Annotated in this window: 23 protein-coding genes; 5 read left to right on the forward strand and 18 right to left on the reverse strand. The window is 59.9% G+C overall.

Translation table 11 applies throughout. The features are described 5' to 3' along the window. Positions 1–386: 386 nt before the first annotated feature. From C6366_RS17375 to C6366_RS17455, 17 genes are all read right to left on the reverse strand, one after another. A complete protein-coding gene (locus tag C6366_RS17375) occupies positions 387–1,820 on the reverse strand; it encodes an NADH-quinone oxidoreductase subunit N (RefSeq protein WP_107740313.1) in 1,434 nt (477 codons plus the stop codon). Beyond that, on the reverse strand, positions 1,820–3,364 hold the full coding sequence (locus C6366_RS17380) for a NuoM family protein (RefSeq protein WP_107740271.1): 1,545 nt from the start codon (positions 3,362–3,364) through the stop codon (positions 1,820–1,822). The genes C6366_RS17375 and C6366_RS17380 overlap by 1 nt, the downstream gene beginning before the upstream one ends. Before the next feature lie 45 nt (positions 3,365–3,409). Next, positions 3,410–5,197 carry a Na(+)/H(+) antiporter subunit D gene (locus C6366_RS17385; RefSeq protein WP_107740273.1) on the reverse strand — a complete coding sequence of 596 codons (1,788 nt, stop codon included), beginning with the start codon at positions 5,195–5,197 and terminating at the stop codon, positions 3,410–3,412. Then, complete coding sequence (locus C6366_RS17390; RefSeq protein ID WP_107740275.1) at positions 5,190–5,456, reverse strand: hypothetical protein; 267 nt, start codon at positions 5,454–5,456, stop codon at positions 5,190–5,192. The genes C6366_RS17385 and C6366_RS17390 overlap by 8 nt, the downstream gene beginning before the upstream one ends. A 9-nt stretch (positions 5,457–5,465) precedes the next feature. Further along, complete coding sequence (locus C6366_RS17395) at positions 5,466–6,950, reverse strand: monovalent cation/H+ antiporter subunit D family protein (protein ID WP_107740277.1); 1,485 nt, start codon at positions 6,948–6,950, stop codon at positions 5,466–5,468. A 3-nt stretch (positions 6,951–6,953) separates the two neighbouring features. After that, on the reverse strand, positions 6,954–7,262 hold the full coding sequence (gene nuoK, locus C6366_RS17400) for an NADH-quinone oxidoreductase subunit NuoK (protein WP_107740280.1): 309 nt from the start codon (positions 7,260–7,262) through the stop codon (positions 6,954–6,956). Next, positions 7,259–7,768: an NADH-quinone oxidoreductase subunit J gene (locus tag C6366_RS17405; protein WP_107740282.1), complete on the reverse strand. Its 510-nt coding sequence runs from the start codon at positions 7,766–7,768 to the stop codon at positions 7,259–7,261. Before C6366_RS17405 ends, nuoK begins: the two co-directional genes overlap by 4 nt. After that, on the reverse strand, positions 7,768–8,406 hold the full coding sequence (locus C6366_RS17410; protein WP_107740284.1) for a 4Fe-4S binding protein: 639 nt from the start codon (positions 8,404–8,406) through the stop codon (positions 7,768–7,770). Before C6366_RS17410 ends, C6366_RS17405 begins: the two co-directional genes overlap by 1 nt. Positions 8,407–8,442: 36 nt before the next feature. Continuing rightward, positions 8,443–9,402, reverse strand: coding sequence for an NADH-quinone oxidoreductase subunit NuoH (gene nuoH / locus C6366_RS17415; RefSeq protein ID WP_233248560.1), 960 nt, complete (start codon positions 9,400–9,402; stop codon positions 8,443–8,445). 22 nt (positions 9,403–9,424) lie between these two features. Beyond that, complete coding sequence (locus C6366_RS17420; RefSeq protein ID WP_031387549.1) at positions 9,425–10,597, reverse strand: NADH-quinone oxidoreductase subunit D; 1,173 nt, start codon at positions 10,595–10,597, stop codon at positions 9,425–9,427. Between the two features lie 66 nt (positions 10,598–10,663). Beyond that, a complete protein-coding gene (locus C6366_RS17425) occupies positions 10,664–11,251 on the reverse strand; it encodes an NADH-quinone oxidoreductase subunit C (protein ID WP_158269848.1) in 588 nt (195 codons plus the stop codon). Further along, positions 11,248–11,802 (reverse strand): NADH-quinone oxidoreductase subunit B, encoded by a 555-nt coding sequence (locus C6366_RS17430; protein ID WP_107740290.1) that lies wholly within the window; start codon positions 11,800–11,802, stop codon positions 11,248–11,250. Before C6366_RS17430 ends, C6366_RS17425 begins: the two co-directional genes overlap by 4 nt. Next, the gene (locus C6366_RS17435; protein ID WP_107740292.1) at positions 11,778–12,158 is read right to left on the reverse strand and encodes an NADH-quinone oxidoreductase subunit A; all 381 of its coding nucleotides are present in this window, start codon (positions 12,156–12,158) and stop codon (positions 11,778–11,780) included. The genes C6366_RS17430 and C6366_RS17435 overlap by 25 nt, the downstream gene beginning before the upstream one ends. A gap of 329 nt (positions 12,159–12,487) precedes the next feature. Further along, positions 12,488–13,444, reverse strand: a complete 957-nt coding sequence (locus C6366_RS17440) for a phosphatase PAP2 family protein (RefSeq protein WP_107740294.1) — start codon at positions 13,442–13,444, stop codon at positions 12,488–12,490. 18 nt (positions 13,445–13,462) lie between these two features. After that, entirely contained in the window at positions 13,463–14,650 is a 1,188-nt protein-coding gene (locus tag C6366_RS17445; RefSeq protein ID WP_158269849.1) for an LptF/LptG family permease, read from the reverse strand. 12 nt (positions 14,651–14,662) lie between these two features. Next, a complete protein-coding gene (locus C6366_RS17450) occupies positions 14,663–15,859 on the reverse strand; it encodes an LptF/LptG family permease (RefSeq protein ID WP_107740298.1) in 1,197 nt (398 codons plus the stop codon). Further along, a complete protein-coding gene (locus tag C6366_RS17455; RefSeq protein WP_107740300.1) occupies positions 15,856–16,065 on the reverse strand; it encodes a hypothetical protein in 210 nt (69 codons plus the stop codon). Before C6366_RS17455 ends, C6366_RS17450 begins: the two co-directional genes overlap by 4 nt. A 276-nt stretch (positions 16,066–16,341) precedes the next feature. Here C6366_RS17455 and C6366_RS17460 point away from each other — a divergent pair, with 276 nt between their 5' ends. The 5 genes from C6366_RS17460 (at position 16,342) to C6366_RS17480 (ending at position 20,153) form a co-directional block, all read left to right on the forward strand. Then, positions 16,342–17,106 (forward strand): ABC transporter substrate-binding protein, encoded by a 765-nt coding sequence (locus C6366_RS17460; protein WP_107740302.1) that lies wholly within the window; start codon positions 16,342–16,344, stop codon positions 17,104–17,106. 109 nt (positions 17,107–17,215) lie between these two features. Further along, complete coding sequence (locus C6366_RS17465) at positions 17,216–17,929, forward strand: amino acid ABC transporter permease (RefSeq protein WP_107740304.1); 714 nt, start codon at positions 17,216–17,218, stop codon at positions 17,927–17,929. Beyond that, positions 17,926–18,810, forward strand: a complete 885-nt coding sequence (locus tag C6366_RS17470; RefSeq protein WP_107740306.1) for an amino acid ABC transporter ATP-binding protein — start codon at positions 17,926–17,928, stop codon at positions 18,808–18,810. Before C6366_RS17465 ends, C6366_RS17470 begins: the two co-directional genes overlap by 4 nt. Then, positions 18,807–19,499: an amino acid ABC transporter permease gene (locus C6366_RS17475; protein ID WP_107740309.1), complete on the forward strand. Its 693-nt coding sequence runs from the start codon at positions 18,807–18,809 to the stop codon at positions 19,497–19,499. The genes C6366_RS17470 and C6366_RS17475 overlap by 4 nt, the downstream gene beginning before the upstream one ends. A 78-nt stretch (positions 19,500–19,577) precedes the next feature. Then, positions 19,578–20,153 carry a hypothetical protein gene (locus C6366_RS17480; protein WP_107740311.1) on the forward strand — a complete coding sequence of 192 codons (576 nt, stop codon included), beginning with the start codon at positions 19,578–19,580 and terminating at the stop codon, positions 20,151–20,153. Between the two features lie 134 nt (positions 20,154–20,287). Here C6366_RS17480 and C6366_RS17485 read toward each other — a convergent pair whose 3' ends face one another. Continuing rightward, positions 20,288–20,533 (reverse strand): hypothetical protein, encoded by a 246-nt coding sequence (locus C6366_RS17485; protein WP_233248559.1) that lies wholly within the window; start codon positions 20,531–20,533, stop codon positions 20,288–20,290. Positions 20,534–20,711: the final 178 nt, after the last annotated feature.

A 20,711-nucleotide genomic window follows, 5' to 3' on the forward strand; every position in this document is an offset into this window, starting at 1 on the left:
CACGCCGCCAGCGTTCATTCTGAGCCAGGATCAAACTCTCCACTTAAAAATACCAAAACTCAAAATGAAAACATGGCTTAAACCATATTTTCTCTCCCCCCTCGCTATTTCATTGTCAAAGAACTCATACCCGACAACCACAAATCCGACCCGCACTCTCACCGGCCGGATGTGCTCGCCGCGAAACGACAGTATCTAAAAGAACTCGGCACCACTGTCAATAAAAATTTTCAGAAATTAAGGAAAATATTTTTTTCTTTAACAATTTCAGCTTAATTGCCGAAGACATTTTCTTACGAAAAAAAAGCCCTCCTCGGACAATCCGTGGAGGGCGTACACCACTAAGCAGGCCAGGACCAGAACTGTGGCCAAGCCTATTGTCAAACCTATGGAAAGACACTTCCAGCCGAGGCTCCGGCCAATTGGGCAAACGAAAACAACGTAGCTGGCGCGACACCGAGCCAGAGCACGGCAGCGGCGAGCAACCCGCCCCAGAGGAGGCCGGGGTTGGGCACGGCCAGTGTCTCGGCCGGTACATCGGTTGGGGCTTCGCGGGTGTAGGCGTGACGGACCAGGTTCAGGTAGTAGTAGATGGCGATGGCCGAATTGAGCACCGCGATGATCACCAGCCAGTGGTAGCCTTCCATCCAGGCCGAATTGAGCAGGAACAGCTTGCCCATGAATCCGGCGGTGGGCGGCAGGCCCACCAGGGCGAAAGCGGACACCGCCAAGACCAGGGCCAAGCCCGGGGAGCGCTGGTACAGGCCGTTTAAGTCGTCCAACTTAAGGTTGCGTCCGTCCGTGGACAGGCGGCAGATCACCCAGAAGCAGGCCAAGTTCATCAGCAGGTAGACCACGGCGTAAAACGCGGCGGCAGAGAGTCCGGCGGGCGTCCCGGCCACGATGCCCAACATCACGTATCCAGCGTGGGAAACCGAGGAGTAGCCAAGGAGGCGCTTCAAGTCGCTTTGGACTAGGGCGGAAAGGTTCCCGAAGGTCATGGACACCGCGGCCAGCACGGCCAGCAGCATGGTCACTTCCATGCTCGGATCCAGAAGCGAGGACATGCGCACCAGAACCACCACAGCGCCCAGCTTGGGCAGGGTGGCCACGAAGGCCGCAGTCTCGTTGGACGCTCCTTCGTAGACGTCCGGGCACCAGAAGTGCAGCGGGAACAAGGCCAACTTGTAGAACAGAGCCCCCAGGAACAGGGCGATGCCGATCAGCGCCGCCGGGGTTTCGGACCAGGACCAGGTCTTGGTCACCAGTTCGGCGAGGTAGGTGGTATGGTGGACCCCCAGGATGTAGGACAGCCCGTACATTGCCAGGGCCGTGACCACCGCGCCGAACAGGATGTACTTGATCCCGGCCTCGGCCGCGGCTGGTTCCTTGGAGCGTAGGGGGATCAGGGCGTAGAGGCTATAGGAGGCCAGTTCCAGGGCCAGAAAAATGGTCACCAGTTCCACGGCGCTGGAGAGCAGCATCAGCCCCAGGGCGCTGAGACAGAGAAACAGGAAGTAGTCCGGTCGCTTCTCCTCGGACAGCGTAGGCTGGTTCATGGCGTTCAGGCAGGTCACGGCCAAGCCCAGGAAGATGGCCAGCTTGAAGAACTGGGACAAGGCGTCCACCTGATACGCCCCGTAAAACATCAGGCCGGAGAATTGGAAGGACAGCGCGGCCACGCCGATGCCCACGCCCGCGGCCAGGGGCAGGTAGCGCAAAAATCGCCACCAGGACTGGGGCCCCACGGTCAAGACGAAGAGGCCGCCGATCAGGGTCAGCAGGTACAGTTCCGGGATGAACAGCTCTATTTGGAAGATCACTGGTCAGTACCTCGTGTTGCGGGGAGTTGAAAAACCTGGGCCGGTGGTTCGGGCTGAAGGGACGATTCCAGATGCAGGGCCTTGCGGGTTTCGTACTGGTTCAGGAGGTGGACCACCGAAGGGTTGATGGTTTTAAGGGCCAGGGTGGGCATCAAGCCCAGGTACAGCACAAGCACGGCCAAGGGTGCCAGGTAGACCCATTCACGGGCGTTCAGGTCCTTCCAGTTCGCTGCCTGGGACGGCTGGCCCCAGGCCAGTTTCAGGCCCAGGCGGAGCATGTAGGCCGCGGCCAGCATCACCCCGGGAATGGTCAACGCACCCAGGAGGTAATTGGCCTCGAACACGCCGATAAGCACCAGGGCCTCGGAAACAAAGCCGTTGGTTCCCGGAAAACCAAAGGAGGCGATGGCGAACAGGCCGAAGAAGAACATGTAGGCGGGCAGGTATTTGCCCAGGCCCATGTTGTCCGCGATTTCTCGGCTGTGGCTGCGTTCGTAGATCGCGCCTACGAGCATGAACAGCGCCCCGGTGGTGATCCCGTGGTTGATCATCTGCATGATCGCCCCTTCCACTCCGCGCATGGTGAAGACGAAGATGCCCAGGGTCACGAAACCCATGTGGGCCACGGAGGAATAGGCGATCAGCTTCTTCATGTCCTTCTGGCCCAAAGCGATGACTCCTCCGTAGAGGATGGAGACGATGGAGATGGTGATCATCAACGGCGCGAAGTACTCGCTGGCCGCGGGGGTCAGAGGCAGGCAGAAGCGTAGGAATCCGTAGGTGCCCATTTTCAGCAGGATCGAAGCCAGGAGCACCGAACCCGCGGTGGGCGCTTCCACGTGGGCCGCGGGCAGCCAGGTGTGGAACGGGAACATGGGCACCTTGATGGCAAAGGCCAGGGCCATGGCCAGGAAGGTCCAAAACTGGAAGTTGAAGGCGTACTCATGGGTCATCAGTTCCGGAATGGAGAAGGTCCCGGTATGCACGAAAAAGGCTACGATAGCCGCCAGGAAGAGCGTGCTACCGGCCAGGGTGTAGATGAAGAATTTCAGCGACGCGTAGCGCTTGTTGGGTCCGCCCCAGACCGCGATGAGCAGGAACATGGGGATGAGCATGGCTTCCCAGAAGATGTAGAACAGGACGAAGTCCAGGGCCGAGAAGATGCCCACGCAGGCCCCGATCATCAGCAGCAGGCAGAAGTGAAACTCCTTGACCCGTTTGCCGATGTAAGACCAGGAGCACAGCACGCAAAGGGGCAGGAGCAGCACGGTCAAAAAGATCATCAGGATGCTGATCCCGTCCACGCCCACATGGTAGTTCATGTTCCAGGCCGGTACCCAGGGCATGATCTCCACGAACTGGAAGTTCGCGGTGGAAAGATCAAACCGGAACAGCGGCGCGGCCAAGCCCATCTCGATCAGACCCACGACCAGTGTGTACAGGCGGACGGTCCGCTCGTCGCGAAGGAAGAACAGTCCGACAGCGGCCAGCAGGGGGAAGAAGATCAGGGCGCTGAGAACGGGGAACCCGGATTCAGTCATGTCGAGGCACCTTGGTTTGTAGGAGTCATAGGATGCATGGGGCTTTTAGGAGAGATACCAGACCAGCAGGGCAATGCCCGAGGCCAGGGCGATGGCCAGAGCCAGGTAATCCTGGAGGCGGCCGGTTTGGGCCGCAGTCAGGATGCCGCCAGTTTCCCGGGTGCCTTGGGCACTGTTGTCCAAGACGAAGTCGATGCCCATCTTGTCAAACCAGGAGGTAATCCGGCCAAGGAACAGCAGGCCCACCAAGCCGATACGTTCATAGACTTCGCTCCAGAAGGCGTCGATCTTGGCCAGGGGGCGACTGACCAAGGCCAGGAAGGCGCGGCCCAGGTAGATGTAGAGGGTCTCGAAGTCCAGGTTGCGCTGGGCATGGGGCTTGAGCACCCCGCGCATGACCAGGAACCCCAGGCCGGTAAAGCCTAGCAGCATCAGGGTCATCAGCACCTTCCAGGCCGACCAGGGCTGGAAGTCGTAAGCGCCGGGATAGGGCAGGAAGCGGTACAGTAGGTCCGGATACAAGCCCTGAGCGATGCAGAGCACGGCCGCTGCTCCCATGGCGATGTACATGTTCACCGGAATGGGTTTGAGCGGCTTGTCATAGGTCGGCTTGCCGCCCCAGAAGGCGAAGTAGGGCAGTTTCAAACCCACGGAAAGAAACGTACCCACCGCGGCCACTTCCATGAGCATACCCAGGAGCACTTGGTGGTCGTTGAAGGCCCCGGTGATGGTCATGGTCTTGGAGACAAAGCCGTTGAAGATGGGCATCCCGGAGATGGATAGGCCCGCGACCACGTAGGCCAACATGACCAGGGGCAGGCGGCCGGCTAGGCCGCCAAGTTCGTTCAGCTTGGCCGTTCCGGCGGAATACAGCACCGCGCCCACGCTCATGAACAGCAGCCCCTTATAGAGGATGTGGGCGTAGGCATGGGCGCAGGTGCCGTTCAGCGTCATGGCCGTGCCGATGCCGATGCCCGCGACCATGTACCCCACCTGGGACATAATATGGTAGGAGAGGATGCGGCGGGCGTTGTTTTCCATTGTCGCGTAGAAGACGCCCCACAGGGCCATGGCCACGCCCATCCAGGCCAGGAATTCCCACCCGGCGAAGCCCCGAGCCAGGACGTAGACAGCGGTCTTGGTGGTGAAGGCGCTCATGAACACCGCGCCGGGGATGGTCGCCTCGGGGTAGGCGTCCGGCAGCCAGGCGTGGACGATGACAAAGGCCGCGTTGACCCCGAACCCGAGCATGATCAGCCAGTCGTAGTACTGGGCGTCAGCCGGGATGATCCCGGTGAAGGTGAAGTCACCCACAACCTGGTAGCGCAAGAGGATTCCGGCCAGCATCAGCAGCCCGCCGATGGTGTGGATCACGAAGTAGCGGATGCCCGCGCCCACGGCCCTGGGGTTCTCCTTGGAGTTGAACCAGATCAGCAGGGTCGAGGCCACACTCATGATTTCCCAGAAGATGAACAGCGTCAGGTAGTCCCCGGCAAAGACACAGCCAAAGGCCCCGCCCACGTAGACCGCCGCAGCCACGTGATGACGAATTTCTTTGAGGTGAAAGGCGTAAATGAAGCCGATCAGGGCCTGGATGGCGAAGACGTTGGCAAAGATCAGGGACAGGCCGTCCAGGCGGCCTAAAGTCAGGTCCAGCCCCAGGTAGCGCAGGTGCAGGTACTCACCCGGCGCGGCCGAAAACACGGCGATGATGGCCAGGATCGGGGCTAAAGGCAGCAGCCAGCGCCACCAGGTCACGGTGGTCCGGGCCAGGAGCAAAAGGACCAGCCCCAGGCCGAAAAAGGCGATGGTCGGGTGAAAGAAACTAGTCATGGATGTCCTCGGGTACGCCGATCAGCGGAGCGACGATGCGTTTCATCACAAAAGCCATGGCCACGGCCAGAACGAACCCGAACCCGGCCCAGAAGCCCGGGTACACTTCCCAGGCCACATGCGGGTCGTAGGGGCCGATGAAGAAGTTCAAACCGACAAGAACCGCGAGAACCGCGAAAAAAAGCAGTTTTAACAGCCCGGACAGGGAGCGCAGGGTCGCGATCAGTTTGTTTTCGTGAAGGGTGGTCTGGTCTTGCATAAGCGACTCCTAGAACTGGGCCATGGCCTTGATGAAGCCCATGAAGGTATCCGGGTACAAACCCAGGAAGATGGAGATCAGGGCGGTGAGGACCAGGGGCACGACCATGGTCAGGGGGGCCTCCTTGTAGTCTTCCAGGCGGACGCCCGGGGCCGGGGCCTCGAAAAAGGCCTTATATATGATCGGGCCGAAATAGCTGGCGTTGAGCACGGTGCTGGCCATCAGAGCGATAAGAATCACGATCTGCCCGGCGTCCAGGGCTCCGTTGGCCAGGTACCATTTGGTCACGAAGCCGCTGACCGGTGGCGCGCCGATCATGCTCAGGGCGGCCAGGGAAAAGGCCCCGAAGGTCCAGGGCATCCGTCGGCCCATGCCCGAGAGCAGGCTGATCTTCTTGACGTGCGTGGCCACGTAGATCGCCCCGGCGCCGAAAAACAGCGTGATCTTGGCAAAGGCGTGGTGGGCGATGTGCGTGGTGCCGCCCATCACGGCCATGGGCGTGAGCAGGGCCACGCCCAAGATGACGTAGGAGAGCTGGCTGACCGTGGAATAGGCCAGCCGAGCCTTGAGGTCGTCCTTGGTCAGGGCGATGCAGGAGGCCACGACGATGGTGAACGCGGCCAGGTAGGCCGTGGGGATGCCCAGGTAGAGCACGTCCATGGTTTCCAGGCCAAAGGCCGAGAGGATGATTCGACAGACACAGAACACCCCGGCCTTGACCACGGCCACGGCGTGCAGCAGAGCCGAGACCGGGGTGGGCGCGACCATGGCCGAGGGCAGCCAGTTGTGCAGCGGCATGATCGCGGCCTTGGCCAGACCGGCGATGAACAGCACGTAGGTCACGGTCACCGCGACTGGGTTGGCGTCCGCGGGGAAGATCCCGTGGACCACGTCGGTCAGGTTGAAATCCAGGCTGCCGGCCAGCACGTAGGTCATGATCATGGCCGGGAGCAGGAACAGCTTGGAGGTACCCATCAGGTAGACCAGGTACTTGCGGGCTCCGGCAAAGGATGTGTCGTCCTGGTGATGGGCCACCAGCGGGTACGTGAACAGGGTGATGACTTCGTAGAACAGGTACAGTGTAAAGATGTTCGCGCTGAAGGCCACGCCAAGGGCCCCGAAAATGGCTACCGCGAAGCAGAAGTAGTAGCGGGTCTGGGCGTGTTCGTTGAGCGAACGCATGTACCCGATGTTGTAGCTCGTGGCCAATATCCAGAGAAACGAGGCCACCAGGGCGAAGATCAGGGACAGGCCGTCCACGCCGAACTTGACCGTCACCCCGGGGATCAGGGTGAACAGGGTGTAGGTCCATATCTTGCCGTCAAGTACGTCGGGCACGAAGGACAGCACCGTGGCAAAGGTCAATATTCCCGCGGCAAAGGAGACTGCTTCGCGATTGTTGGGGTTGGACCGGGCCAGGACGATGCCCAGGGGCGCGACCAGGGTGATGAGCAGGGGAATGAGGATTTTGGCGCTGACCAGAATTTCAGGCATGACTTAGCCTCGCAGGGTGCGCAGGCGCGCGCTTTCTATGTGACCGTAGCGCTTGGCCACGACAATGATGATCGCCAGAACCAGAGCGGCTTCGGCCGCGGCCAGGCCCATCACGAACAAGGCAGCGGCATGACCCACGGCTCCAGAGGCGTCGGTGAGCTGCCCCGAAGCCACGATGCTTAAGCCCGCGCCGTTGAGCATCAACTCCACGCTGATCAGCATGCCCACCAAGCTGCGTCGCCAGATCACCCCGAACAGGCCCAGGGCCAGCAAAAGCAGGCTGACCAGTTGAAACATGGAAAGCGCCGTCATTGGCCTTGTCTCCTTTCAAAGGCCAGGAGCACCGCTCCGGCCATGGCTACGGTCAGGACCACGGAAATCAGCTCGAAAGCCAAAAAATAGGGCTCGATGAAGGTCCGGCCCAGGTCCAAGAGTACGATCTCCGTGGGATGCTCATGGGAGGCCAGGGGCTGCCAGCGCAGCACCCGGGCGATGAGCATGGTCGGGGCCAGGGCCGCGACGATACAGCCGACCACTACCCACCAGGGGCGGCCCGACTGCTCTTCCCCGCCCACCGGCGGCTTTGTGAGCATGATCGCGAAAAAAATCATAATGCTCACCGCGGCCACGTAGATCAGAATCTGCATCAAGGCCATGAACGGAGCGGCCATCAGCAGGTAGCAGCCCGCCACTCCGAAAAGCGTCAGCACTAAGCCGATAAGAGCCCGGACCAAGTTGCGGCTGAATACAGCCATCAGGCCGCCGAACAATATGATCGTCACATAGACGCCGAAGGCGACGTAGGCGAGAATTTCCATCACTTCTCCACCTTCTCTGTTTTTGGGTCTGTTTTGGAGTCTGTTTTGAGGTCAGGCCTGTTATCTGGATCGTCATCTGTTTTGTGAACTGGCTTGGGACTCGCCCCGGACAGGCCTTCAGCCTGGCTGCGCAACCGGGCCAGCAGGTCGAACTGAAAATCCTTGCGATCAAAGCCAGCCTGATAGATTTCATTGGAAAAACGCAACGAATCCGCCGGGCAGCTTTCCACGCAGGTTCCGCACAGGCTGCACAAGGAAAAGTCGTAGGTAAAGGAGGCTGGATTCTTGGGCGCGGAGGGCTTCTTGACCTTTTCGCCCCGGGCTTCGGCTTCTTCCATGGCTTTCTTCTGTTCCGGGGTCGGTTTGGGAGCCTTTTGCTTGACCACGGTCAGACAGGCGCTGGGACAGTTCATGGCGCACATGCCGCAGGAAATACACTTGGGTATCTCGGGTGCATCATCCTTGCCGGTCAGTTCAACATGGCCGTGATAGGTCCGCAGATTGGCGTCGTCCACGGTGGCCCGAGGATAATGCACCGTCACCTGGGGCCGGACAAAAGCCCGGAAGGTAACGCCCAAACCTATCGCCAGGCTCCACAGGCCTTGCAGCGCCTTTCCGAATTCACGAATCATGGTCATCAGGTCACCATCTCAGTTTGCCATCAAAGTTTGCCATCAAAGCTTTACAAGCACGAGGGTCACGACCAGGTTGATCAGGGCCAGGGGCAGGAGCCATTTCCAGCTCAGGTTCAAAAGCTGGTCGAAACGCACCCGGGGGTAGGTCCAGCGGAACCACATCATCACCAGCAACAGCAGATAGACCTTGGCCAAAAACCACCAGACGCCCGGGGCAGCCGGACCGTTCCAGCCGCCCAGGAACAAGGCCGTGGCCACGGCGCAGACCACGATCATGTTCGCGTACTCGGCCAGGAAGAAGATACCGAAGCCCATGCCTGAGTATTCAGTATGGAAGCCCGCGGTCAGCTCGCTTTCCGCCTCGGGCAGGTCGAAGGGAGCTCGGTTGGTCTCGGCCAGGGCGCAGACGAAGTAGATGAAAAAAGCCACTGGCTGGACCATGATGTTCCACTGCCACGGCCAGGCGCCCTGCCCGGAAACTATGGTTGACAGATTCAGCGAGCCGTACTGGAAGGCAATGGCCAGCACGGCCAGTAGCAGAGGAATCTCGTAGGCCACGGACTGGGCCACTGCTCGGGCCGCGCCCAGGAGCGACCACTTGTTCTCCGAACTCCACCCGGCCAGGCACAGGGCCAGGACGTTGATTCCGGCGAAGGCCAGAATCAGCAACAACCCCAAGTCCAGTTCCATGGCCGTGAGGAACGGGCCGAAGGGGATGGGCAGGAACAGGACGAAGACCGGGGCGAAGGAGATGATCGGCGCGGTCCAGAACAGCCATTTGTCCGCTCCCCGTGGGGTGATCAACTGCTTGCCCACCAGCTTCAGGGCGTCGGCCAGGGGCTGGAGCAGGCCGTGAGGTCCGACCTCGAAGGGCCCGGGCCGACGCTGAATGTGCCCGGCTACTTTCCGCTCCAGATAAACCAGGACCAGGCCGTTGAGGCCCACGAACCCGGCCAGCAGGGCCAACGCCAGGAAGATGGTGAACAATTCAAGAGGCATGCCGAAAGGAGGAGTCATGGGATCACCTGTCGATTTCCGGAATGACCATATCCAGGCTGCCCAGAATGGCCACGGCGTCGGCCAGCAAGGTGCCCCTGGTCACTTCGGCGAAGAGACTCAGATTGGAAAAACCCGGCGCGCGCAGCTTGACCCGGTAGGGCGTGGCGCTGCCGTCACTGACCAGATGTACGCCGATCTTGCCGCGCGCGCCCTCCACCGCGAAATATACTTCACCCTTGGGCGCTTTCCATTTGGGTTTAGGTGCGTTTTTGACCCAGAAATCACCGTCAGGCAGCATGTCCAGGGCCTGTTCAATGATGTCCAGGCTCTGCTCGATTTCAGCCATGCGCACATTGTACCGGGCCATGCCGTCGCAGTCGTCGTCAGTAGGGATGCTGAAGTTCAGCTCGGGATAGACGGAGTAGGGCTCGGCCCTACGCACATCGTAAGCCACGCCGGAGCCGCGCAGGGTGGGACCGGTGGCCCCGTAGCGCCGACACATCTCCACGGAGATGTGGCCCACGCCCTCCAGGCGATGACGCAGGATCATGTTGCCCGTGACCAGGTCGCGGTACATGGGCAGCCTGGAGCGCAGATGGAGCACGAAGTCCCGGATCATACGCTGGGCCGTATCGTCCAGGTCCGCCGCCACCCCGCCGAGGCGGTAATAACTGTAGGTCAGCCGGGATCCGGTGGGCCGCTGCAGGATGTCCAGGATTCGTTCCCGATCGTCAAATCCGTACATGATCGGGGTGAACGCGCCCAGATCCAGCAGGAAGGCCCCCCACCAGAGCAAGTGGGAACTGATCCGGTTCAACTCGCAGGTGATCACCCTGATGAACTCGGCTCGACGGGGCACCTCGATCCCGCCCAGCTTTTCCACGGCCCCGGCCCAGGCCCAGTTCCAAGCCAGGGCGTGCAGATAGTCCACCCGGCCCATGTTGGGCATGTACTGGTAGTACGTCTGCTCCTCGCCCATTTTCTCGTGCATCCGGTGCAGATACCCCAGCACCGGCTCGGTGCGCAGAATGTACTCGCCGTCCAATTCGAAAATGACCCGCAGCACGCCGTGGGTGGCCGGGTGCTGCGGCCCCATGTTCAGGATCATGGTATCCGGCGAGCCGCCCTTTTCGAAATGGTTGGTGTAGAAATCCCCACCGAGATGGAATCGCCCTGGAGACGCGGAACTGGTCATGGCAAGCCTTTGTGTTGGTATGCGCTGTTCAGATTCGTTGGAGTCGACGCGGAGGACAAAAGCGCCTCACGTGGCGGAACCCTCGTCGCTCTCGTGGCCGTCCGCCGATCCCGTAACGTCGGAAGGCGTGCCTGGGGCTTCGCTCTCCTCCGCGGCCGCGAGAAACGCGGCCACATCTCCGGCTTGCGGCCCTCCTTCGCCGTCGGGTACCAAGTCCGTCAGGCTCTTGAGAGCCTTGTCGCCCTTACGCAACGGATGAAACTCAGCGTCCTCGGCGGCCAGCAGCAAGGGCGTCATGTTCTCATGTCCGGCGAAGGTCACGCCGAAGAAATCCCGGCATTCCCGCTCATGCCACGAGGCTCCCTGATAAATATCCGAGATCGTCGGCAGTTCCGGGGCATCCTTGGGTATCAACACCCGGAGGGCGATCCTGCCCGGTGCGTCGAAATGATCGAAATGGTACACGCCGAGAAACCCTTCCGAAACCTCCACCACGGAGACGTCCTCCAGAAAGTAGGCCTTTCCAAGAAGCTTGGCCGCCGCGGGTCGCAACTCTTCCGGAGCAAGGTATGCGGCAAGAGTCAGGCCGGACACGTTCGGGGAGCATTCTTCCAGACGCAAGACCGGCACGTCGCGCAACGCATCAAGGGTCATCGGACACCTCCCTCGACGACGGCCGAGCCCACGGGCTTGGCCACCGGCCACCAGCGCTTGCCGGTAATTTTTTCCTGAATCAGGAACAGCCCTTCCAGTAGGGCCTCGGGCCGGGGCGGGCATCCCGGAACGTAAACGTCCACCGGGATGATCCGATCAACCCCTTCGACGACGTTATACTGGCCCTTGAAGTTGAACGGCCCGCCGGAGATGGAACAGTTCCCCAAGGCCATGACCCATTTCGGCCCAGGCATCTGTTCATACAACCGGACCACGGCGGGGGCCATTTTCTTGGTCACCGTCCCGGCCACGATCATCAGGTCGGACTGCCTCGGGGAGGGACGGAACACCTCCGCGCCGTAGCGGGCTATGTCGAACCGGGCCATGCCCACGGCCATCATCTCAATGGCACAACAGGCCAGACCGAAGGTCATCGGCCAGAGGGACATGGACCGACAGACATCGAAAATCTTTTCCAGGGGGGCGATCCGGATCGGCGCTTGGTCTTGGTCCAGATCGGCCCGCTTCAGAGAGAAATCCGTCTCGGCCATGAGAACACTCCTTTGCGCCAGAAATAGATGATGGAAATTCCGAGAATAAACAGGAAGATGAGCAGCTTGATCAACGGCAGAAAACCCTCGGAGTGTGGATAGTAGGTGGCCACCGGAAACAAATAGAGGATGTCCACCTCAAAGGCGAGAAAGATCAAGGCATAGAAGTAGTAATTGACCCCGAAGCGGGCCCAGGCGCTGCCCTGCGGCGTGATCCCGCATTCATAGGGCAACGTGATATCCCCGCCTTTGTAGCGGGGAGCGATCAGGCGGGATATGAGCAGAGGGCCTGCGGCGAACAGAACACCCGCCAAGAGAAAAACGATCAAAGCCAAGTGAAACCAAGTGAATACCATGGGGTTACCACCTTTGGGCAGGGATCAAAAAATGAAAAACGTCTTTTCCAGAAATATGAAAAAGAGGACTTCATCGAGAAAAAAAGGAAAAAACATAAAAAAACAAACTATTACGATAGTAGTTATTAGGCATACAACAGAATGTTTGTTGATTTTCCCTGCCTTCTTACCAGCTCACAACAATTTGTCAACAAGGCGTGATTCTTTTGTCTTGTTGACTTTTTGACACAAGACGGCCTGCGGAAAAGCGCGAGAAAGAAAGACGTATGAGGAGTATTCGGACTGTGGAGGCAGTGTTGGAAGGAAAGCGAGAGGAGGAATATCTTTGGTCAGCATCGCGTGAGGCAGGCTGTTTTGATCGAACCCGTCCAGGCGAGCTGAGTGCTTAAAACCGTTACCAAGGGCCAATACCACGCCGGTTCGAAAACCATCTGCTTGATTCCGATCACTGCCGCGAACAAGGCGAAGAGGGTCAAGGCGGACCAAATCGTCAGCCGCAGCTCCCAGCAAGAGGACATGGTCGGGGATTGTCCGCGGCGATCCAGGTCGAAGAGGCGATACGCCGCAAAGGCGCAGATCCAGAGGCAGATGATCATGGCCCAGAGCACGTCACCGGGATAATGCGAGCCTCTGAACACCCGGCCCGTTCCGATCAGCGCCCCCCAGGAAACGGCCAGCGCGAAAACTGGCCAAGCCAGATAACGCCGCGAAGAATGCGCAAGCCAGAAGGCCAGCGGCAACAGAAACATCGCCGTAGTGGTATGTCCGGAAGTAAAGCTGCCCTTGCTCACCGCTTCGGAAAATCCGTAGGGCCCGATCAGCCAAATCGAGGAATAGTCCTGGTCTTCGCGGAGCACGTCAAGAGGCCGGGCTCGCCCGAAAAAGGCCTTTAGACCACGATTGGCCACGAGAAAGAGCAGCATACACGCCAAATAATATCCGGCGAAGAGCCGGATGTCGGATGCCTTTGGCCCCCAGAGCGGCGTCAAGGCGCAAAAATAGACGGCCAAGACCAGGAAAAGCGTCGCGTAGGTCAGGTCCTGAGCGCCCGGTGGCTCTCCCTGAAACAGAGATCGCGCGGCCACGTCGTTCCACCATTGCAGCAAAGTGGATTCACGGGACAGCTCCATGCCCCAGGCCGTCACGGCCAGATCCCCCAGAATAAGAGGGATGCTGAGCAGGCCCCCGATCAGCGCACTTGCCCCGATCCACCACCAAAGCGGTGAGGACGTGAATTGACCCCAAAGTTTGGGCCGCTTCGAAGCAGCCTCTCGGGTATTGACCATGATCGATGGGAATAAGACCTAGCGGCCTCGCAAGAATTCAAATGGGTTGTCTGGCAACACGTACCAAAGCAGACGCCCTCCGGCCAGAAAGCCAAAAAGGAGATTGCCCATCCATGCGCCTATAAAGGGAGAGAGAAAGCCGCGTTCCCCCAGGGAGACCCCGAGTACGAAGAGCACATGGTACACGAAAACAATGACCAGCCCCAAGGCGATGTTCAGATAGACGCTGTCGAAAATGGTGTACAGTGCCAGGGCGATGAGGGCCATCATCAGCAGGGAGAAGGCATAGGACCACTTCATATGCCAGGCTGTACGCAACCGTTCCACGTTGGAACCGGTGCCCTCCAGGTAGGAGATGATCCGACCCAGCTCGAACAGCGAAAGCGCGGCGGCCTCGAATCGGGTTTGCAGGACGCCGAAGACCTCCAGATCCTGGGAAATGTCCAGCCTCAGCGAAGCTTCATCTCTGACCTCGAAGGTCAGCGTCTCGTAGATCCGAGGTTCGTGCAGCTCCCAGCCCGTATCCAGAATGTCGAATCGACTCGCGACGATGATCCGTTGCAGCGTATTGCCTTCGCCGTAGACGTAAACGTTGATGTCCCGGCCCCGGCGTTGGTCCGGATACGCCCCGTCGATGCTGACAACATAGGCTCCGCTCAGAAACCAGATGTCGCGCAACTCCACTTGGCCCGCCTCTTCCTTGCGCACCTCTTCCCGCCAGATCCGGTCCATGGCCCGCTGGCCCGCCACGCCCAGGGCCTGGGCCAGGAAGAGCTGCGCCAAACACCAGACCAAGCCGTACACTGCGAAAAATCGGATCAATGCCGTGTAGGAAACTCCGCCGGACTGGAGGGCGAGCAGTTCCCGGTGACGGACCAGCAACCCGATCTGGACGATCAGGGAGACCAGGAACGCCGCCGGAAGAATTTGTGAGAGAATCAACGGCAATTTGGCCAGGAAATAACCGACCATGGTGCCCACGCCCACGCCGGCCTGGACAAAGATATCCAGATTTTCCACCAGGTCTTGAAGCAGATAGATGCAGATCCCGACCCCGAGACAAAATCCTATCAGAAACAGGTTCTGAACGAGCAAATAACGCTGAAGCGTGTTCAATCGATACCGGGTCAGGCGACGCAGGATGTCCGTCAGGATAGGGACGGCAGGTGAAGCCGGTGGCGGGAGCTTGATGTTTTGGGAAGACATATTCATCCCCGCCTAACCAGCTTTATTCAGGAACCTGATCTGAAAGTGCGCGACCCACTCACCGATGCGCACCCCCCGCTCCCTTGCCGCGAACCAGATTCCCAGACCGGCTATAGCCCCAAAAAACAGCATCTGCCCCCATAGCGGCAGGTAGGCCGGGACGATACCAAGTTCCGCAATGACGATGCCCGTAGAGAACATGCCGTAGAACACGAAGAACACGCCCATGATCAAAATCAGGGCGTACTGGCGTTTCAAACCTTCGAAGGCCAGGGCCAGGGGAATGGCCAACAGCCCCAGAATCAGACAGGCCGCGGGCACGACCCAGCGTTTCTGGATTTCCACGGCCACCCGGTTAGCGAACTCCTCTCCACGGACCTCCACTAGGTCGGGCATGGTGGACCAACTCCGGAGTTCTCTCCAGGACATCTCCTTGGGCCGGGGGTCGCGTTGGGAAATACCCATCAGCAACTGGTCCAGATCCAAGCGCACCAGGTACGAATCGAAACGCAGCTCGGTGATGGCGTTGCGCTGCATGCGGTAGATCCGTCCGTGCTCCAGGGCGAACAGTATGCGGCCTTCCCTGGGCTCCGTGACCACGTAGCCCACGGGAGCGACGATCACCGCCGTAATTTCCGACCGGGTCTGGTCCTCCACGAAGACCTGGCGCAGCCGCTGATCCGCATCCACGTTCTTGGCATATATGGTCAATCCGGGGAAGTCCTTGTGAAAAATCCCCGGCTGCAGCACCATTTGGGTTTTGGAGTGGGCCAACTCCAGGGCAGTGCGGCGGAAGTTGTCGAAGCCCCAGGAAATGCCGCCCAGGCTGATCAGCAGGGCCAGGACCGAGGCGGAAAGGGAGAAAATTATAGGAGCCGGAAGAATCTGGTACAGACTGACGCCTCCGGATTTCAAGGCGATGAGCTCCCGGTCGTTGCTCATCCGCAGGAACACCAGAAAGATGCTCAGCAGGCAGGCCACCGGAATGAGCATGAACAAAAAGAACGGGCTCAGAAAGACGAACAGCCGGACGATGTCCAGGGTGGACACCTGCTGGTGCAGAAACAGTTCGCGCAACTGGAGCAGCCGTCCGACCAGAAGCAGGGAGATCAACCCAGACCAGGTCAGGAAGAACAGGAAGCAGATTTCCTGGAAGACCCGTTTCTGGAGCAAGGTCCAGCGACGGGGCAGGTAGGCGGAAAGGTTCAAGGTGACTCGCTCTCTTCACGGATTTCGGAAGATCCGCCGGACTGGAAAAAACGTTCCAAAAAGCGCCCGTCGTTGGGCCCCAGATTGAAGCGCATCCCGGCTTCAGCCAGCAGCGAGACCAAGGAACGCTCGGGATGATCCCGGCGGGTCTCGTCGATCCAGGCCACGGCGCGCTGGATCGGCTCGGTCATTTTGATGTCGTTCATTGCCATCCACCTGCTCGGTGTTCTCGCCAGGGCCGGAATATACCTACCCTTGCCGTTATTGTCTGGAGCCTGAACCTACATCAAGCCCCGCGCGATGACAACGCGGACCGGATCGACTGACCGGCGGCGAACGAGACCAATCCCTCCTTGCCTGGATGTCCGCTCTTTGCTATTCGCGGGTTTCGTTTCATCGTTCCCCGTATTTAGACGGGCATCATGGAGGTACGCCGCGACATGGGCGGGACAACCAAAACCACTCAACAAGGAGCTTAACGTATGGCTAAGGGATCGCGTTTCGGCGTTTTGGCGGGACTTTTAGCGGCACTGGTGCTTTGCCTGACCCTCAGTGGACCGGCCTGGGCCGAGAAGACACTGGTCAACGGCATCGACTTCGGCTTTCCGCCCTTCGGCTTCGTGGACACCCAAGGCAACCCGGCCGGCTTTGACGTGGACTCCGTCAACTGGATCGCCGAGCAGATGGGTTTCACCGTGCGGCACCAGCCCATGGACTGGGACGGAATCATCCCGGCCCTGAACACCAACCGCATCGACTTCATCGCCTCGGGCATGAGCATCACCGAAGAGCGGATGAAGGTCGTCAACTTTACCATCCCTTACTACGAAGTCACCCAGGTTCTGGTGGCCAACGAAGCCGAGGAGACTTCATTTGAAGAGATGTTCACCACCGGCAAGAAGATCGGCGTGCAGCGGGGCACCAATACCCACACCCTGCTCATTGACAAGGCCAAGGAGCCGGGCATGAACTTCGAAATCGTGGCCTACGACTCCACGGACCTGTCCATGCAGGACCTGCCCATCGGACGCATTCACGCCTCGGCCATGGACAGCTCCATTGCCCGTGAAATGAAAAAGGGCCGGGCCTTCAAGACCATCGGCACCTTCGACGTCCCCGCGGACGGCTACGGTTACGCGGTACGCAAGGCAGATACCGAACTGCTGAACACGCTCAACGAAGGCCTGAAGAAGCTGATGGCTGATCCGTACTGGGTCGAGCTGAAGCAGAAATGGGAACTTGAGTAACATCGCCTGAAATCACGTCAAAGCTTGGGGGCGGTTCGCAAACCTCCCCCAAGCCTTTTTACTCCCCGACTCGATCACCGGACGGCCTCGCCGAACAAGCCCCACTCTCATGGACTTCGCCAAAATCATGCCCGTGCTCTGGGAATCCTTACCCTATATCCTGGGCGGGATCACCTGGACCCTAACCCTTGTCTTCGGGGCCATGCTCCTCGGCCTGTGCCTTGGTATCCCCCTGGCCGTGGGTCAAGTGTACGGGTCAAAAACCATCCGTCGTCTGGCGGGTCTCTACGTCTGGCTGTTTCGCGGGGTGCCCATCCTGGTCCAGCTCTACCTGTTCTACTTCGGCATCCTGGCTTACCTGAGCCGGCTCCCCTTGCTATCCGGCCTGGGCTTGGACAGCGCCTTTCTGGCGGCCCTGGTGGTGCTCAGCCTGACCAGCGCTGCCTACCAATCCCAAATTTTTCGTGGCTCCATCCAGTCCTTGCCCGAAGGCCAGCTCAAGGCGGCCCGGGCCCTGGGCATGACCGACGGCCAGGCCATCCGGAGCATTGTCCTGCCGCAGGCCCTGCGGCTGTCCATCCCCGGCTGGTCCAATGAATACTCCATCCTGCTCAAGGACTCGGCCCTGGCCTTTGCCATCGGGGTGATGGAAATCATGTCCCGGACCCGAACCGTGGCCGCCCTGACCCATGAGCCGCTGCCCTTCGCCCTGGTGGCCGGAGTGCTCTTCTATATCCTGACCCACCTGGGCGTCCGAGCGCTGAAAACGCTGGAACGAAAGGTGCGGATCCCCGGTTACGCCCGGCAAGGAAGCATGTCATGACCACGCAGCAACCCGTTTTACGCGTCGAAGGCATCCGCAAGACCCTCGGCGACCAGCTCGTCCTGGACGACGTCTCCCTGACCGTGAACCGGGGCGAGGTGAAAATCCTGATCGGCCCCTCGGGGTCCGGCAAGAGCACGCTGTTGCAGTGCCTGAACTTTCTGCACTCCCCGGATCAGGGGCGAATCTGGCTGGACGGACGAGAGTTCAGAGCCGCCGGCCGCAAGGATCTTTACGCCTTTCGTCAGCAGGTGGGAATGATCTTCCAGGATTTTAACCTGTTCGACCACCTGACCGCGCTGGACAACGTGCGCATCGCCCTGATCAAGGTCAAGGGCATGGCCAAGGCCAAAGCCACGCACCGCGCCAAGGAAGAACTGGCCCGGGTCGGTTTGGCGGACAAGATGGATCTTTATCCGGCCCAACTGTCCGGTGGTCAGAAGCAGCGCGTTTCCATGGCCCGGGCCCTGGCCATGGACCCCAAAGTGCTGCTCCTGGACGAACCCACCAGCGCCCTGGACCCGGAACTCATCGGTGAGGTTCTGGCCGTGATCCGCTTCCTGGCTTCCGCCGGCATGACCATGATCATGGCCACACACCAGATCGCCTTTTCCGCGACCATGGCCCACGAGTTTCTGTTCATGGAAAAGGGACGGATCGTGGAACGCGGCAGCCCGGCGCATCTGTTGGCCCCAGGGGCCACATCCCGGACCATGGCCTTTTGCGCCAAAATCAACGAACTCTCCGGGGACCTGGGCGCGGCTGAGCGCATTTGCGCGTCCCCAACCGCCGCCCCGGTCAGCAACCCGGTCGGCAACCCGGTCGGCAACCCGGTCGGCAACCCGGTCGGCAACCCAGAGGGCGGACGCGGCAGGACATGAGCGACTACTGGCATTTTTTCGTGACGGACGTGGCCCCGGCCCTGAACCAGGGTCTTTGGGTCAGCGTCGCCGTGATCGTGCCTTCGGCCCTGCTGGGCTTGGCCCTGGGCGTATTGGTGGGTTCGTTGCGGGTCTACGCCCCCGCTCCGGTCCGCTGGCTGAATGAAGTCTACGTGTCCCTTTTTCGAGGCACGCCACTGGTGGTGCAACTGTTCTTCTGGTACTTCGCCCTGCCCCATCTCCAGATCGGCGACGCACGGATCGTGCTTACGCCGATGTCCGCGGCAATCCTGGGTTTCACCCTGTGCAGCGGGGCCTATCACTCCGAGTACATCCGAGGCGCCTTGCTCTCCATCCGCCACGGACAGATCAAGGCCTCCCAAGCCTTGGGTATGACCAAGACCCAAACCGTGCTCTGGGTGGTCCTGCCACAGGCACTTCGCCGGGCCCTGCCAGGATGCGGCAACGAGATCATCTACCTGATCAAATACTCGTCCCTGGCCTCCATCATCACCCTCAACGAACTGACAGGCGTAGGCCGGACCATCGCCAAGCAGACTTGGCGAAACATCGAGGTCTTCGTGGCCCTGGGCCTGTACTATCTGCTGCTGGTCACTCTGGCCACGCTGCTCTTGCAGTACGTCGAGCGTAGAATGTCGCTGCCGGGCTTCGAGCATTCCAGGGAATGACCGTTCTCCGCCGTCCAGCCGTACACATTTTTAAATTCCGCTCGCAACCAGGGCCACTAAACAACTCCCGGAGGTTCCATGCCTGAGGACCCGCTTCTCCGCTTGCCCCACCTCTATGCGGACATGGAGAACCGATACGCCGACATCGCCGCGTACACCGGCCTGACCTGCGCCGACTGTCCGGACAACTGCTGCACCAGCTATTTTCAGCACCACACCCATGTGGAATGGGCCTATCTCTGGCAGGGGCTGGCGACACTTCCGGACACGCGATTGCGGGAGGTCCGATCACGGGCCGCCGAATACGTGGAGCAAGCCAGGGGGATACTGGCCGAACAGCGCGCTCCGGACATCATGTGTCCCCTGAATGAGGGCGGGCGGTGCATCCTGTACGCGCACCGGCTGATGATCTGCAGGCTGCACGGCGTGCCCAACGTCTTCACCCTGCCCAACGGAATCGCCAAGGAATTTCCAGGATGTTTCCGAAGTCAGGAGTTGACGGCGAGCAACACTGATTTGCCCAAGCTGGACCGGACCGCCTTTTACCATCGTCTGGCGGAATTGGAGATGGACTATCTGCGGAGCATGACCCAAAAACCCGCGAAAGTTCGATTAACCCTGGCCGAAATGATTCACCAGGGTCCGCCGGTTTGAAGCAGGATGCAGAGGAAGATATGGGGAAGAGGGTGAGCGAGGGGCGTATAAGCCCGGCGCGGCTCCAAGGGCCAGAGAACCCCTCGAGGAAAAACCCTCAAAGAGGCCCTCGGAAGCCCGCGCCGGGGCGACCGTCAGGACTCAAGGCTGGCCCCGGAAACGGCCTGAACGATGTCTCCCTTGGCATTGTAGACCGACGTGGTTTCCATGGCCACGAGCTTGGAGATGACAGTAGGATCTTGCAACACTTGACGCTGCAAGCGGGCTTTCCGGATGTTCTTCATTGACTCGGCCTGAGTTTGACCGTCCCGAGTCGCGGCTTCGGCCGGCTGTGCTTTCGGGATTTCCATAACAGCGGGGTTGATCTTAGGCATTTCCATAATTCGCCTCCTTTTCCTTTTTTCTGGGGTTTGTTACCTACTATATCGACCCACTAGTGTCCCAACGTTTTTCATTAATCAATGCTTAAGACTCTGTAAAATATGACTTTTTATTCTTTTTTGGCTGTTACCGATTTGAACATCCAGCAGCTAGTACCTTATACCTCTTGCAACATTT

The organism is Desulfonatronum sp. SC1 (assembly GCF_003046795.1).
Classification (GTDB): domain Bacteria; phylum Desulfobacterota; class Desulfovibrionia; order Desulfovibrionales; family Desulfonatronaceae; genus Desulfonatronum.